The sequence below is a fragment of the Streptomyces sp. SM1 genome (assembly GCF_002910825.1).
Lineage (GTDB): Bacteria > Actinomycetota > Actinomycetes > Streptomycetales > Streptomycetaceae > Streptomyces > Streptomyces okerensis.
The window spans coordinates 1-15573 of sequence record NZ_NEUB01001002.1 but is presented as its reverse complement, the minus strand read 5'-3'; the positions used below and the strand labels follow the sequence as shown (position 1 = coordinate 15573).

14 protein-coding genes are annotated in these 15573 nt (G+C 72.4%); 9 read left to right on the top strand and 5 right to left on the bottom strand.

Going from position 1 to position 15573, the window contains the following annotated elements:
* A partial coding sequence (locus B9S61_RS35755; RefSeq protein ID WP_146065036.1) for a ComEC/Rec2 family competence protein occupies positions 1 to 1141 on the top strand: 1141 nt, incomplete at its 5' end.
* Between the two features lie 208 nt (positions 1142 to 1349).
* Here B9S61_RS35755 and B9S61_RS35750 read toward each other — a convergent pair.
* Complete coding sequence (locus tag B9S61_RS35750; protein WP_103545886.1) at positions 1350 to 2186, bottom strand: alpha/beta fold hydrolase; 837 nt, start codon at positions 2184 to 2186, stop codon at positions 1350 to 1352.
* 114 nt (positions 2187 to 2300) lie between these two features.
* Entirely contained in the window at positions 2301 to 2504 is a 204-nt protein-coding gene (locus B9S61_RS35745) for a hypothetical protein (protein ID WP_103545885.1), read from the bottom strand.
* 152 nt (positions 2505 to 2656) lie between these two features.
* Between B9S61_RS35745 and B9S61_RS35740 the strand changes: the two genes are divergently transcribed.
* The 3 genes from B9S61_RS35740 to holA all read left to right on the top strand — a co-directional run bounded on the left by B9S61_RS35740 (position 2657) and on the right by holA (position 4843).
* On the top strand, positions 2657 to 3496 hold the full coding sequence (locus B9S61_RS35740) for an arylamine N-acetyltransferase (RefSeq protein ID WP_103545889.1): 840 nt from the start codon (positions 2657 to 2659) through the stop codon (positions 3494 to 3496).
* A gap of 25 nt (positions 3497 to 3521) precedes the next feature.
* Positions 3522 to 3767: a hypothetical protein gene (locus B9S61_RS35735; protein ID WP_103545890.1), complete on the top strand. Its 246-nt coding sequence runs from the start codon at positions 3522 to 3524 to the stop codon at positions 3765 to 3767.
* A gap of 89 nt (positions 3768 to 3856) precedes the next feature.
* The gene (holA, locus tag B9S61_RS35730; protein ID WP_181007690.1) at positions 3857 to 4843 is read left to right on the top strand and encodes a DNA polymerase III subunit delta; all 987 of its coding nucleotides are present in this window, start codon (positions 3857 to 3859) and stop codon (positions 4841 to 4843) included.
* A gap of 228 nt (positions 4844 to 5071) precedes the next feature.
* Here holA and rpsT read toward each other — a convergent pair whose 3' ends face one another.
* Positions 5072 to 5338, bottom strand: a complete 267-nt coding sequence (rpsT, locus tag B9S61_RS35725; RefSeq protein ID WP_103545884.1) for a 30S ribosomal protein S20 — start codon at positions 5336 to 5338, stop codon at positions 5072 to 5074.
* A gap of 255 nt (positions 5339 to 5593) precedes the next feature.
* Between rpsT and lepA the strand changes: the two genes are divergently transcribed.
* The 5 genes from lepA (at position 5594) to hemW (ending at position 14181) form a co-directional block, all read left to right on the top strand.
* Complete coding sequence (gene lepA / locus B9S61_RS35715) at positions 5594 to 7462, top strand: translation elongation factor 4 (RefSeq protein WP_103545882.1); 1869 nt, start codon at positions 5594 to 5596, stop codon at positions 7460 to 7462.
* Between the two features lie 260 nt (positions 7463 to 7722).
* Positions 7723 to 9597, top strand: coding sequence for a long-chain fatty acid--CoA ligase (locus B9S61_RS35710; RefSeq protein ID WP_103545881.1), 1875 nt, complete (start codon positions 7723 to 7725; stop codon positions 9595 to 9597).
* Positions 9598 to 10123: 526 nt separating this feature from the next.
* A complete protein-coding gene (locus tag B9S61_RS35695) occupies positions 10124 to 10636 on the top strand; it encodes a hypothetical protein (protein ID WP_258040035.1) in 513 nt (170 codons plus the stop codon).
* Positions 10637 to 10833: 197 nt separating this feature from the next.
* Positions 10834 to 12921: an ATP-binding SpoIIE family protein phosphatase gene (locus tag B9S61_RS35690; RefSeq protein ID WP_103545880.1), complete on the top strand. Its 2088-nt coding sequence runs from the start codon at positions 10834 to 10836 to the stop codon at positions 12919 to 12921.
* A gap of 27 nt (positions 12922 to 12948) precedes the next feature.
* Positions 12949 to 14181, top strand: a complete 1233-nt coding sequence (gene hemW, locus B9S61_RS35685) for a radical SAM family heme chaperone HemW (RefSeq protein ID WP_103545887.1) — start codon at positions 12949 to 12951, stop codon at positions 14179 to 14181.
* A 182-nt stretch (positions 14182 to 14363) separates the two neighbouring features.
* On the opposite strand, the gene B9S61_RS35680 is transcribed toward hemW, so the two are convergent.
* Both B9S61_RS35680 and B9S61_RS35675 read right to left on the bottom strand, forming a co-directional pair.
* Positions 14364 to 15173, bottom strand: coding sequence for a DUF3097 domain-containing protein (locus tag B9S61_RS35680; RefSeq protein ID WP_103545879.1), 810 nt, complete (start codon positions 15171 to 15173; stop codon positions 14364 to 14366).
* Positions 15174 to 15207: 34 nt separating this feature from the next.
* Positions 15208 to 15573 (bottom strand): MBL fold metallo-hydrolase (locus tag B9S61_RS35675; protein WP_374936271.1); only part of this gene is annotated, 366 nt, incomplete at its 5' end.

Here is a 15573-nt window from a genome sequence, read left to right as displayed (position 1 = left end):
GGTGGCGATCCCCTGCAACCTGCTCGCGGAGTTCGCACTCGCACCGGCCACGGTGCTGGGCTTCCTCGCCCTGGCCACGGCGCCGGCCGCGATGCCCGCGGCGAAGGCACTGGCCTGGTGCGCGAGCTGGCCCGCGGAGTGGATCGCCCAGATCGCCAGAACCGGGGCCGCGCTGCCCGGCGCGGGCGTCGACTGGCCCGGAAGCTGGGCCGGAGCGGCAGCGCTCGGCGCGGTCACCGTGGTGGGACTCCTCCTGGGCCGCAGGCTCCTGGCACACCCCTGGTGGTGCGCTGCCTGCGCGCTGCTGCTGGTCCTGGTGACGACGCAGCCGAGACCGCTGGCCCGGGTGCTCACGGGCTGGCCGCCCCCGGACTGGCGGATGGTGGTGTGCGACGTGGGACAGGGCGACGCGATGGTGCTGTCGGCGGGCGAGGGCTCCGGCGTGGTCGTCGACGCCGGACCCGATCCCGCCCTCGTGGACCGATGTCTGCGCACCCTGGGCATCACCCGCGTCCCGCTCGTCGTCCTGACCCACTTCCACGCCGACCATGTCGCGGGCCTGCCCGGCGTACTGCGCGGACGCGAGGTGGGCGCCATCGGGACGACGGCCTTCGAAGAGCCCGCGGACCAGGCCGCGTTCGTCCGCGGACTCGCGGCCGCCCGGCACATCCCGGTGACCCACGCGGCCGCCGGCGAGGTCCGGCGCACGGGCGGCCTGTCCTGGGAGGTGGTGTGGCCACCACCCGGCACCCACCCGGAGGCGGAGGGACCGAACGACGCCAGCGTGGCCATGCTGGTCCGCACGGCGGGCCTGCGTCTGCTGCTGCTCGGGGACCTGGAACCCCCGTCCCAGCGGGCCCTGGCGAGATCACCGGCGGCCCGGCGGCTGACCGGCGTGGACGTCCTCAAGGTCGCCCACCACGGCTCCGCCCACCAGGACCCGGACCTGCTGCGCCGGGCGGCCCCGCGGCTGGCACTGATCAGCACGGGCGAGGGCAACACGTACGGACATCCCGCACCCGGCACGGTCGCCGCACTCCGCGCCGGGGGAGCGACGGTGCTGCGGACGGACCGGGACGGAGCACTGGCGGTGACCGGTGGAAAGGACGGGAGCGAAGACCTGGGCGTGGCGCGACACTGATGTCTCCCGCCTCGGCTTCCTCGAGGCAGTGGCCCTGAACGCTCCCACCGAAGGACACATGGGGACCCTGCTCGTCAGCGCCGGCACCCGAGGGCTGTCCCGTCGGTTGCGGTCGTCCGGGGTTCGGCGGTCGGTCGGAGGTGGGTCACGCTCCACTCCGAGTGCCAGGAGGGGTACCAAGCGCCGCCGAACCGCTCGAACGACAACCTCATCCCTTGATGAACTCGGTGATCTGCGGGGCGATTTTGCTCGGGGCCATGACGACGGCGCCATGGTTGAGTCCGGGCAGTGTGCGGTGGTCGGCCTGCGGGAGGATCTCGGTGACGGCGAGGGCGGCGCGCTGGAAGGCGGCCGGGCTCTTGCCGCCGGTCAGCACACGCGTGGGTACGGCCACCCTTTTCCACTCCTCCGCATCGAGCGGCTTGCCTTGCTGGGTATCGCCCATGACCGCGATGTCGTAGGGCAGAGTGGTGGCCAGCTTGGTGAGGTTTGCCCACGTCCTCGGCATGAGCTTCATGAAGAACACGGCGATGCCGGGCATGCCCTGCACTCTGGTCATGAAGTACTTGACGGCGTCGCTGTGCCGACCTTCCGCAAGCAGCACGGTGATCTGCTGCGCGAGATCCCCGGGCGGCCCGTCGTCGCCCTCGGCGACCACGAACGGCGGCTCATACAGAGCCAGGCGGTCGACGTTCACTCCGGCAGCGGCCGCGCGCAGGGCGAGGACCGCTCCGGAGGACGAGCCGAACAGCGACGCCGAACCGCCGACGTGTTCGACCAACGCGGAGATGTCCTCGATCTCGCGGTCGGGGGCGTAAACGTCGGCGTCACCACTGGCACCCCGTCCGCGCCGGTCGTAGTTGACTACCGTGAAGTGCTGGGCGAGGAGAGCCGCGAGTCTGGTCGTGTCCGAGCGATCTGCCAGCGCCGAGGCAACCAGGACGACGGCCGGCCCGCGGCCCGACTGCTCGAATGCGATCTCGGTGCCGTCGGCGGAGACGACACGGGCTTCGGCTCTGACCGAATGCTCTCGTGCTGTTGACATATCTATCTCTCCGGTTCGCGTAGCGGCCGTACCGCTGTGGTGTGCGTTACTACCGACAGGACCCCCGCAGCACAGAAAACTCATCGGTGCGCCAGACGCTCGACGCCAGAGCCCTCACATCTCGGAGAGGACGAACCTCCTCGCAGGATCGAGGGCAGTGGACGGCAGCGGCAACCGGGATGATCCAGTTGTGACTGGGTCGCCGACTACGAGCACCTCGTCAGCGAGCCGGATCTTCGCCCGGTGCAGATCGTCGAGTCGAACCTTCAGAGCCTCGGCGTCGGCAGGATCGGACCAGAGTCCGTGCGGCGACTTCATGTCACAGCCTGGTCCGACGACAATCCTGGCGGTCGGGTGCCGATGACGACGGCGTCGATGTGGCGCGACTCGACGTCGGCCGGTATGTGACCGGGGAAAAGACGGGGGCGAAGACCTGGGGGTGGCGCGACACTGAGCACATGACCGATGGCATGAACACCGCGAGGACCGACGCGTACCTGCGCCGCCTGGGCGCCGCCCACCCCACCCGGCCCACCGTGGACGCCCTGCGCGACCTGCACCTGCGGCACCTGCGGACCGTGCCGTTCGAGAACCTGTCCATCCATCTCGGCGAGGAGATCGTGCTGGACGGGGAGCGGCTGCTGGACAAGGTGGTGCGGGCGCGGCGGGGCGGGTTCTGCTACGAACTCAACGGCGCCTTCGCGGTGTTGTTCACCGAACTCGGCTACGACGTCACCCTGCTCGCGGCGCGGGTGTACGGGGAGGGGGACCGGCTCGGCATCCCGTACGACCATCTCGCGCTGCGGGTGCGGACGGTGGACGGCGGCGACTGGCTGGCCGACGTCGGCTTCGGGGCGCACTTCCACCTGCCGCTCGCCTTCGGGGAGCGGGGCGAGCAGAAGGATCCCGGCGGCACGTTCCGGATCGTCGAGGCGGGTGCCGACGCGGCCGGGGTGCGCTGCGGGCACGGTACGGCGGACGCGGCGGACCTGGACGTGATCCGGGACGGCCGGCCGGTGTACCGCCTGGAGGTGCGGCCCAGGGTGCTCGGCGACTTCACGGCCGGGGCCTGGTGGCACAGCAGTTCGCCGGCGTCCCACTTCACCCGCTCGCTCGTCTGCTCGCGGATCACCGGGGACGGAGGCCGGATCACGCTCAGCGGCCGCCGGTTCACCGTCACCGCGCCGGACGGGACCCGGCGGGAACGGGAGGCGGCGTCGGACGAGGAGGTACTCGAGCTCTACGGGGACCGGTTCGGGATCGCGCTGGACACGGTGCCGACGGTGCGGGACGCCGGGCGCGGCGCCTGACCTCCGGTGCCGGACAATGGCCCGTGTGAGTGATGTGCGACATGTGCTGGTGCTGCCCGACCGCGACGCCGCGGAGGAGGTGGCCGAGGCACTCGGGGAACGGTTCGGGGTGCACGAGGAGCCGCGGCTGGTGCGGGACGCGCTCGCCGGTGAGGACGACGCGGAGGACGCGCAGTGGCTCGTCCTCCTGCGCGACGAGGGGGAGCGGCTGGACCCCGGCGAGCTGAACGCGTTCGTGGCCGGGTGGGAGGGCTGGCGGGAGGAGCCGTAGACAGCCGCGCGCCCCGGGGCCGGGGCCGGGACCGGGACCGGGGCCGGGACCGGGCGGCGTTGTCGGTGGTGCGTGGGATGCTTGCCGCAATGGCCAGGAAGAACGCATCCGACGACCTCCTCGCCCCGGTGACGCTCGCCGTGGGCCAGGAGGACCTGCTGCTCGACCGTGCCGTGCGGGAGGTGGTGGCCGCCGCGAGGGCCGCCGACGCCGACACGGACGTCCGCGACCTGACACCGGACCAGGTGCAGCCCGGCACCCTCGCCGAGCTGACCAGCCCCTCGCTCTTCGCCGAGCGCAAGGTCGTGGTCGTACGCAACGCGCAGGATCTGTCCGCCGACACCGTCAAGGACGTGAAGGCGTACCTCGGGTCGCCCGCCGAGGAGATCACCCTCGTCCTGCTGCACGCGGGCGGCGCCAAGGGCAAGGGCCTGCTCGACGCGGCGCGCAAGGCGGGGGCGCGCGAGGTGGCGTGCCCGAAGATGACCAAGCCGGCGGACCGGCTGGGCTTCACGCGGGGCGAGTTCCGGGCCACCGGCAGATCGGCCACCCCGGAGGCCTGCCAGGCGCTGGTCGACGCCATCGGCAGCGATCTGCGCGAGCTGGCCTCGGCGGTGTCCCAGCTGGTCGCGGACGTCGAGGGCACCATCGACGAGGCGGTCGTCGGCCGGTACTACACCGGTCGGGCCGAGGCGTCGAGCTTCACGGTCGCCGACCGGGCGGTCGAGGGACGTACGGCGGAGGCCCTGGAGGCCCTGCGCTGGTCGCTGTCGACCGGGGTCGCCCCGGTGCTGATCACCAGCGCGCTGGCACAGGGCGTACGGGCGATCGGCAAGCTGTCGTCGGCGCGCGGCGGCAGACCCGCCGACCTCGCCCGCGAGCTGGGCATGCCGCCCTGGAAGATCGACCGCGTGCGCCAGCAGATGCGCGGCTGGACCCCGGACGGCGTGGCCGTGGCGCTGATCGCGGTCGCCGAGGCGGACGCGGGGGTCAAGGGCGGCGGGGACGACCCGGAGTACGCCCTGGAGAAGGCGGTCGTCACCATCGCCCGCGCGGCCCGCTCGCGCGGCAGGTGACAGCCCGCACAGCCGGCCGGTGACCGATGCGCCCGGCGATCCGCGAGGAGGCGCGCGAAGAACCCCGCCCTGCCCTGGGGAAGGGCGGGAGCGGGGTTCTTCGGATGAAGCTGCTGAGCCCGTACCCGCGTGGCGAACGCAGGCCGCGTACGAGCTCGGGGTGCCGGCCGGGGGCGGAGGAGAGAGGGCCCGCCCTGATTCCCGCCGGCGGTCAGATCAAAGGGTTGTTCAGCTCTTGACGGCCGCGACCTTCGTAGCCAGCGCCGACTTCTTGTTGGCGGCCTGGTTCTTGTGGATGACGCCCTTGGAGACGGCCTTGTCGAGCTGACGCGCGGCGGCGCGCTGGTACTCGGTGGCCTTCTCGGTGTCACCCGCGGCAGCGGCCTCACGGGCCTTGCGGATCGCGGTCTTCAGAGAGGACTTGACGGCCTTGTTGCGCAGCCGCGCCTTCTCGTTGGTCTTGTTCCGCTTGATCTGGGACTTGATGTTCGCCACGAATGAGCCTCTACAGGTTCTGGCACGGGGCCGCACGGGAGCCGCACGGTCCGGTACCGGGTGATTTTCCAGAAGACGTGCCCCGCACCGAGAGGGCATGAGACACAGCCCCCCACACTACCAGCGGCCCGTACGGCGGCCCAAACCCGTCCCCGGTCCGCACCCGTGGGACCATGGAAGCTACGTATCGATCCGACCCGAGACCGCAGACGCACAAGCACACGTATGCGGACGCCTCAAGAATCAGGACCCTGCGTGCCCGCGATCCCCAGCCATGTGCCCGAGCCGAGCCGTACCGACCCCGCGCTGATCCGCAATTTCTGCATCATCGCCCATATCGACCACGGCAAGTCCACGCTCGCCGACCGGATGCTCCAGCTGACCGGAGTGGTCGAGCAGCGGCAGATGCGCGCTCAGTACCTCGACCGCATGGACATCGAGCGTGAGCGTGGCATCACGATCAAGTCCCAGGCGGTGCGGTTGCCGTGGGCCCCGACCGACGACAAGGGCAGCACGCACATCCTCAACATGATCGACACGCCCGGGCACGTCGACTTCACCTACGAGGTGTCCCGGTCGCTCGCCGCCTGTGAGGGCACCGTGCTCCTCGTCGACGCGGCCCAGGGCATCGAGGCCCAGACCCTCGCCAACCTGTACCTGGCGATGGAGAACGACCTCACGATCATCCCGGTGCTCAACAAGATCGACCTGCCGGCCGCGCAGCCGGAGAAGTTCGCCGAGGAACTGGCGAACCTGGTCGGCTGCGACCCCGACGACGTGCTCAAGGTGTCCGCGAAGACCGGTCTGGGCGTCGAGGCGCTGCTGGACCGGGTGGTCGCCGAGGTCCCGGCCCCGGTCGGCGTCAAGGACGCCCCCGCCCGCGCGATGATCTTCGACTCGGTCTACGACTCCTACCGCGGTGTCGTCACGTACGTCCGTGTCATCGACGGTCAGCTCAACAAGCGCGAGCGCATCCGGATGATGTCCACCAACGCCACCCACGAGCTGCTGGAGATCGGCACCAACTCCCCGGAGATGCTGTCCGCCGACGGTCTCGGCGTCGGCGAGGTGGGCTACCTCATCACCGGTGTGAAGGACGTCCGCCAGTCCAAGGTCGGTGACACCGTCACCAGCCAGCACAAGGGAGCGCAGGAGGCGCTGGGCGGCTACAAGGACCCCAAGCCCATGGTGTTCTCCGGCCTCTACCCCCTCGACGGCTCCGACTACCCGGAGCTGCGCGAGGCCCTCGACAAGCTCCAGCTCAACGACGCGGCCCTGGTCTACGAGCCGGAGACCTCCGCCGCCCTCGGCTTCGGCTTCCGCGTCGGCTTCCTCGGCCTGCTGCACCTCGACGTGATCCGCGAACGGCTCGAGCGAGAGTTCGGCCTCGACCTGATCGCCACCGCGCCCAACGTGGTCTACCGCGTGGTCATGGAGGACGGCAGCGAGCACACCGTCACCAACCCGAGCGAGTTCCCCGAGGGGAAGATCGACGAGGTGTACGAGCCGGTCGTGCGGGCCACCATCCTGGCGCCCAGCGAGTTCATCGGCTCGATCATGGAGCTGTGCCAGACCCGGCGCGGCGTCCTGCTCGGCATGGACTACCTCTCCGAGGACCGGGTGGAGATCCGCTACACCCTCCCGCTCGCCGAGATCGTCTTCGACTTCTTCGACCAGCTGAAGTCCAAGACCCGCGGCTACGCCTCCCTCGACTACGAGCCCACCGGCGAGCAGACCTCCAGCCTGGTCAAGGTCGACATCCTGCTGCACGGCGACAAGGTGGACGCGTTCTCCGCGATCACCCACAAGGACGCGGCGTACGCGTACGGGGTGCGGCTCGTCGCGAAGCTGCGCGAGCTCATCCCGCGCCAGGCGTTCGAGGTGCCCATCCAGGCCGCCATCGGCTCCCGGGTGATCGCCCGCGAGACCATCCGCGCCATCCGCAAGGACGTCCTCGCCAAGTGCTACGGCGGTGACATCTCCCGTAAGCGGAAGCTGCTGGAGAAGCAGAAGGAGGGCAAGAAGCGGATGAAGATGGTCGGCTCCGTGGAAGTACCGCAGGAGGCCTTCATCGCCGTCCTCTCCAGCGACGACGGCGCGGGCTCGGGCAAAGGCAAGAAGTAACCAGAAGTAACCATGGGTAACCGCGGGAGTGACTCCGCGAACCGGGTGGAACGGGGGCCCGTCGCACGTCGGTGCGGCGGGCCCCGCGCGTCGGCCGGGCGGCTGTCTGTACGAAGTAACAGGCCGTGGCCCCTTACGCCGAGGCCGGTCGGCCTTTACTCTGTCCGTGCTCGATAGTTACTCGCGAGTTAAACAACGACGCGAGGAAACCCTTAGCCGCACTGAGCCGGCCGCACCGTCGCGGGCCCCCGGAGGACGTCGTGAGCGACACACAGACACTGATCGAGAACCGACCGCAGACCCTTGCGGCCCTCTTCCTGGAGCGTGTGGCGGCCACACCGGACGCCGAGGCCTACCGCTACCCGGTCCCGCCGGCCTCCGGAGAGGGACCGGACGACTGGAAGTCGTTCACCTGGGCGGGCGCCGCCGAACGGGTCCACGCCATCGCCGCCGGCCTGATCGAGCTCGGTGTGGGACCCGAGGAGCGCGTGGCACTCGCCGCCGCGACCCGTGTCGAGTGGATCCTGGCCGACCTGGGGATCCTCTGCGCGGGTGCCGCCACCACCACGATCTACCCGCAGACCAACGCCGACGAGTCCGCCTACATCCTGTCCGACTCCCAGAGCCGGGTGCTCATCGCGGAGAACGCCGAGCAGGCGGCCAAGGCGGTGGCCAAGCGCGCCGAGCTGCCCGAGCTCACCCACGTCGTGGTCATCGACCCGGAGGGCGCGGAGACCGACGACTTCGTGATCACCCTCACCGAACTGGAGAAGCGCGGTGCCGCCCGGCTCCAGCAGGAACCGGAGGTGATCAAGGAGCGGGTCGCGGCGATCACCAGGGACCAGCTCGCCACCCTCATCTACACCTCCGGCACCACCGGCCGCCCCAAGGGTGTCCGCCTGCCCCACGACTGCTGGGCGTACATGGCCAAGGCGATCCCGGCGACCGGCATGGTCCACGGCGACGACGTGCAGTACCTGTGGCTGCCCCTCGCCCACGTCTTCGGCAAGGTGCTCATCTCCGGCCAGATCGAGGCCGGCCACGTCACCGCCGTCGACGGCCGCGTCGACAAGATCATCGAGAATCTGCCGCAGGTCCGCCCGACCTACATGGCGGCGGTGCCCCGCATCTTCGAGAAGGTCTACAACGGCGTGGCCGCCAAGGCGAAGGCCGGCGGCGGCGCCAAGTACAAGATCTTCCAGTGGGCCGCCGGGGTGGCACGCGAGTACGCCAAGGTCACCCAGGACAACTTCCGCCGCACCGGCGTCGCGAGCGCCCCCGCCGGCCTGCGCGCCAAGCACGCCGTCGCCGACAAGCTCGTCTACGCCAAGATCCGCGAGGCCTTCGGCGGCAACCTGCGCGCCTGCATCTCCGGCTCGGCCGCCCTCGCCCCCGAGATCGGCTTCTTCTTCGCCGGCGCCGGCGTCCACATCCTGGAGGGCTACGGCCTCACGGAGTCCTCCGCGGCCTCCTTCGTCAACCCCGGCGAGGCCTACCGCACCGGCACCGTCGGCAAGCCGCTGCCCGGCACCGAGGTCCGGATCGCCGACGACGGCGAGATCCTGCTGCGCGGCCCCGGCATCATGCAGGGCTACCACAATCTGCCCGACAAGACCGCCGAGGTCCTGGAGGAGGACGGCTGGTTCCACACCGGCGACATCGGCGAGCTCTCCGCCGACGGCTACCTCCGCATCACCGACCGCAAGAAGGACCTGATCAAGACCTCCGGCGGCAAGTACATCGCGCCGGCCGAGGTCGAGGGCCAGTTCAAGGCGGTCTGCCCCTACGTCTCCAACATCCTCGTCCACGGCGCCGACCGGAACTACTGCACCGCGCTCATCGCCCTCGACGAGATCGCCCTCTCCGCCTGGGCCGCCGAGAACGGCCTGGAGGGCAAGCCGTACGCCGAGATCGTCGCCGCGCCCGTCACGGTCGAGATGGTCGACGGCTACGTCAAGCAGCTCAACGAGGGCCTGCAGCGCTGGCAGACCATCAAGAAGTTCCGCCTCCTGCCGCGCGACCTCGACGTCGAGCACGGCGAGATCACCCCGAGCCTGAAGCTGAAGCGCCCGGTGGTGGAGCGCGCGTACAAGCACCTCATCGAGGAGATGTACGAGGGCGCCCGCGAGGCCTGAGGCGCGTGGGCGCCCCCGTGAGGGGCGCGCCCGCCGAGCACACGCAGGCACCCCGCCCCTTTTGCCGTCCGCAGGGACCCGCCGGCGGCTCCACCGTCCGGGCGGGAGCAGGCGGCTCCACCGGCTCCGCCCGGACGCGGCCGGCCCGCCCGCGACGGCGCTCCGCCCTCCTCCCTACCCGAGACGGCCACGGCTGTCAGTCCGTAACGTTCCGGATTCTTCGGCCGGCGTCCCGCCGCTACCTCCGAAGCGCCGATGGACCGGGACCCCCGGGCCACAGCCGCGACCAGGGAGGCCACGTCGACCCCGCACCGCCCCACGCGCAGAAGCATCCTCAAGTCCGCCGGAGGCGTCTCGGCCGCCATGGCCCTGGGGGCCGGCGGGGTTCTGGCGGCGGCGCCCTCCGCCGCGGCGGTCGGCAACGCCGCCGGTCTGACCATCGTGGACCGCAACGAGGCGGACCCGCGCATGCGGGCAGAACGCGGACAACCCGGTCGCCGCCCTGGACGTCGCGGGACGCCTGACCGTGTTCGCACTCGACGCGGGGGACCGTTCCCTGCTGCGCCGCGTCCAGCTCGCCCCGGCCTCCGACAGCTGGTCGCCGTGGGAGAGGTTCGGCGGCCCGGCGGGTGCGGTGCCGACCCTCGGCCGCAACACCGACGGCAGGCTGGAGGTGTTCTCCCTCGCCCCGGGCGGCGCCCAACTGCACCACAGGGCGCAGCGGCCGGACGGAGGCTGGCACGACTGGGAGGTGTTCGGCGGTCCCGCGGGCGCCGCCCCGGCCGTGGGCGTGGGAGCCGGCGGCCGACTGGAGGCCTTTGTCCTGGCCCCGGGCGGCACCGGCATCGCGCGGCGACGGCAGAGCGCACCGGGGTCGACGGCCTGGGAGGGGTGTCGCTCACGGCATCACGCGCCCACCTGGCCGGTGCGCTCAAAGGCGCCGTCCAGGCCCGACACCTTCTCCGGGATCGGCGGCGGCGGTCCCCCGGTGGTGCCGGGACGGGCCGTGGACTCCCGTACGGCGGTCGCGCCGGGGTGAAGGCGCGCTCGCCCGGGGCGCGGGACCGCCGCTGTTCGGAGACGGGTGACTTTCCGACCGTTCCTGATCACGCGTGAGGCGCGGTTCTCGTCCATGGCTGCCCACTTCGGTAACTCGTTGCTTATGGGCGGGGTCTTTCTGTCACCCTGTCGGCAGCGATCGAGTTCTCTTCGTACGAACTGCCCGGGGAGCCGCCCATGCGGGCCATTCCGACCCAGCGGGAGACCACCTCGTGCGCCCCCGACGCGCGGGGGTGCGCGCGGGTGGAAGCGACCCTGTCCGGAAGTCCCCTCGCGCCCGGATCCGCGCGGGCGCTGCTGCGCAAGACGCTCACCGAGTGGGCGGAACTCGCGCTGCCCGGCGCCGAACACCTCACCGGCCGCCTCGGCGACGACGCCACGCTCATCGCCAGCGAACTGGTCACCAACGCCGTGGTGCACGCGGGCACCGAGGTACGGCTGACCTGCCGGCTGGAGCAGGAGACCGGCGCGCTCGTCATCGAGGTCGCCGACCACCACCCCTCCCGCGCCCCGCGCGGTGGAGAACCGGAGGCTCCCCCGGTGCAGGACGCCCCCGAGTACGGGCGCGGCCTGCGCCTGGTCGCCGCGCTCTCCGACTCCTGGGGGATCACCTACCGCCCCGGCACGAAGACCGTCTGGGCGCGGCTGCCCGCCGGGGACCACACGATCGGCGAGCGGATCGACGCGTACGCGGGTGAGCGCGCGCAGACACACGACCTCAGGGTGGCGGAGAGCCTCGCGCCGGACCCGCCCGCCCCCTTCGCCGCCCGCGGTGCGCCCGGCCACCGGGAGGGACAGCCGGGCGGCCGGGACACCTGGCACGCCGGCTCGTACGGCGACGACTGGCTCGCCCGCCGTCACGGGCGGGACGGGACCTGGCTGGGGCGCGGCGCCCTGTCCTTCCTCGCCGAGGCCTCCGACCTGCTCGCCGGGCAGCTCGACGAGGACCTGGTCACCTCCCTCACCGGGCAGCTGATCGTGCCGAGGCTGGCCGACTGGTGCGCGGTGTGGCTGGAGGACGAGACCACCGGCCACGGCGGCTGGAACGAGGGCCGCCGACGGTCCGACGGCCCGCGTCTGGCCCGTGTCTGGCACGCCGGCGAGCACCACATCGAGGCCCTGAGCCGGGCCCTCCAGCACCACCCGCCCGACCCCGGCGACCCGTTGAGCCCCGGCCCCGTGCCCTATCCCTGGCCGGTCCCGGCGCCGGACGGGCCGGACGGGCTGCCGGACGGGCCTTACGACGCGGACGCCGGGGCCGGCGTCCCGGGTGACGGCGACGGTGGCGGTGACGGCGGTCGGTCCGGCAGCGCCCTCGCCTACCGGCTCGTCGCCGGTGGGCGGCCGCTCGGCACGCTGGTGATCGGGCGGGGCGGGATCGACCGCTTCCCCGACGAGATCACCGGGCTCGTGGAGGACCTCGGCCGGAGGGTCGCGCTCGCCATCGGGGCCGCCCGGCAGTACTCCCGCCAGGCCACCATCAGCGCCGTGCTCCAGCGCGGCCTGCTGCCCGGCGCCGTCGCCGAGATCCCCGGCGTCCGCAGCGCCCTCGTCTACGAGCCCTGCGACAAGGGCGGACCGAGCGGCGACTTCTACGACCTCTTCCCGGCCGGCCAGGGCCGCTGGTGCTTCGCCGTCGGGGACGTCCAGGGCAAGGGCCCAGAGGCCGCCGTCGTCATCGGGCTCGCCCGGCCCTGGCTGCGGCTGCTCGCCCGCGAGGGCTACCGCGTCGCCGACGTCCTCGACCGCCTCAACCAGCTCCTCCTCGACGACGCCACGGAGGCCGCCGACGCCGCCGCCCGCGCGCTGGTGGCCGCCGGCGCCCGCCCCACCGCCCCCGGTGACGGCCCCCAGACCCGCTTCCTCTCCCTCCTCTACGGCGAACTCGTCCCCTTCAACGGCGGCGTCCGCTGCACCGTCGCCTCCGCCGGACACCCCCTGCCCCTGCTGCTCGACCCCGACGGCTCCGTCCGTACCGTCACCCAGCCGCAGACCCTGCTCGGCGTCGTCGAGGACGCCACCTACACCAGCGAGACCTTCGAGCTGTACTCCGGCGACACCCTGCTCTGCGTCACCGACGGGATCACCGAGCGGCGCTCCGGAACCCGCCAGTTCGACGACGGCGACGGACTCGCGGCGGCCCTGTCGGGGTGCGCCGGGATGGACGCCGAGCCGATAGCGGAACGGATCACGCAGCTCGTGCACGAGTTCGGGGCCCGGCCGCCCGCGGACGATCTCGCGCTGCTGGTGCTCCAGGCGGAGTAGCGCGGCCGGTGCGGGACAATGGAGCACATGCCTTCCGCACTCCCCGACGGCGAGCCCGTCCCCGCCGACGGCGCGCTGCCCGCCTCCGCGCTCGCCGGTGCCGCGGGCCGCCCCCTCGGTTTCTACCTGCACGTCCCGTACTGCGCGACCCGCTGCGGCTACTGCGACTTCAACACCTACACCGCGACCGAGCTGCGCGGCAGCGGCGGCGTGCTGGCCTCCCGCGACAACTATGCCGACACCCTGATCGACGAGGTCCGGCTGGCGCGGAAGGTGCTGGGGGACGATCCGCGCGAGGTCCGCACGGTGTTCGTCGGCGGCGGTACGCCGACACTGCTCGCCGCCGACGACCTCGTACGGATGCTGGGGGCGGTCCGGGAGGAGTTCGGGCTGGCGCCGGACGCCGAGGTGACCACGGAGGCGAACCCCGAGTCGGTCGACCCGGCCTACCTGGCGACCCTCCGCGCGGGAGGCTTCAACCGGATCTCCTTCGGCATGCAGAGCGCCCGGCAGCATGTGCTGAAGGTGCTCGACCGCACCCACACCCCCGGCCGCCCCGAGGCGTGTGTCGCCGAGGCGCGGGCGGCGGGCTTCGAGCACGTCAACCTGGACCTGATCTACGGCACGCCGGGGGAGTCCGACGACGACTGGCGGGCGTCCCTGGACGCGGCGCTCGGAGCCGGGCCGGACCACGTGTCGGCGTACGCGCTGATCGTCGAGGAGGGCACGCAGCTGGCGCGCCGGATCCGGCGGGGCGAGGTGCCGATGACGGACGACGACGTGCACGCGGACCGGTATCTCATCGCCGAGGAGATGCTCTCCGCGGCGGGCTTCGACTGGTACGAGGTGTCGAACTGGGCCACCTCCCGGGCGGGGCGCTGTCTGCACAACGAGCTGTACTGGCGCGGCGCCGACTGGTGGGGCGCGGGGCCCGGGGCGCACTCCCACGTGGGCGGGGTGCGCTGGTGGAACGTCAAGCACCCGGGCGCGTACGCGGGGGCGCTGGCGGAGGGGCGGTCGCCGGGGGCGGGGCGGGAGGTCCTGTCGGACGAGGACCGGCGGGTGGAGCGGGTCCTGCTCGAGCTGCGGCTGGTGGAGGGTGTTCCTCTCTCGCTGCTCCGTCCGGAGGGGCTGAAGGCGGCTCGCCGTGCCCTCGGAGACGGGCTGCTGGCCGAGGGGCCGTACGGGGAGGGGCGTGCGGTGCTCACTCTGCGGGGGCGGTTGCTGGCGGACGCGGTGGTGCGGGACCTGGTCGACTGACCTTCCTTCGCCCCCGCCGCCCCTTCCCGTCCCGAACCTGGGGCTCCGCCCCGGACCCCGCTCCTCAGACGCCGGAGGGGCTGGATGTCAGCCCCTCCGGCGTTTGAGGAGCGGGGGTCCGGGGGCAGCGCCCCCGGAGGACGGGAACGGGAAGGGGCGGCGGGGGCGGGAACACGGGTCTGTCAGGCCGGTGCCGTCACGAAGTCGATCAATTCCTCGACCCTGCCCAGCAGCTGCGGCTCCAGGTCCTTGTACGACCGCACCGAGCCGAGGATCCGCTGCCACGCCTCCCCGGTGTTCGCCACCCGCCACCCCAGCGCCGTACACACCCCCGTCTTCCAGTCCCGCCCCCGCGGCACCCGCGGCCACGCGTCGATGCCGACCGACGCCGGCTTCACCGCCTCCCAGACGTCGATGTACGGGTGGCCCACCACCAGCGCGTGCTCGCTGGTGACCGCCTCCGCGATCCGCGACTCCTTCGATCCCGGGACCAGGTGGTCCACCAGGACACCGAGCCGCGCGTCCGGCCCCGGCGCGAACTCCTCGACGATCGACGGCAGGTCGTCCACGCCCTCCAGGTACTCCACGACCACCCCCTCGATCCGGAGATCGTCGCCCCACACCTTCTCGACCAGCTCGGCGTCGTGCCGGCCCTCCACGTAGATCCGCCCCGCGCGGGCGACCCGCGCCCGCGCGCCGGGGACGGCCACCGACCCCGATGCCGTACGGGTGGGCCGCCGGGGACCGGCGGCGGGCCGCACCAGCGTCACCACGCGCCCCTCCAGCAGGAACCCGCGCGGCTCCAGCGGAAACACCCGGTGCTTGCCGAAGCGGTCCTCCAGGGTCACCGTGCCCGCCTCGCAGCGGATCACCGCGCCGCAGAAACCGGTGCCGGGCTCCTCCACCACCAGGCCGGGCTCGGCCGCGACCTCGGGAACGGGAGCCTGCGGATTCTTCCACGGAGGGGTCAGATCGGCGGAGTACTGGCGCATTGTGACGACGATACGAGGATCCCGCCCCCGGCGATCACTCCGACACGCCGAAACGGGCCGCCAGGGCGTCGCGTTGGGCCCGTACGAACGCCGCGTCGACCACCGCGCCGTGCCCGGGGACGTAGCGCGCGTCCTCACCGCCCAGCGCCAGCAGCCGGTCCAGCGCGGCCGGCCACCGGTCCGGTACGGCGTCGGGCCCCGCCTGCGGCTCACCGGACTCCTCGACCAGGTCGCCGCAGAAGACCACTCCGGGATCACCGGGGACCAGCACCGCGAGATCGTGGGCGGTGTGCCCCGGGCCCACGTCCGCCAGCAGCACCGGCCGGCCGCCGTCCAGGCCCAGGTCGAGCCTCCACTCGCCGGACACCGCGTGCCGGGGCGCGGCCAGCGCGTCCACCGC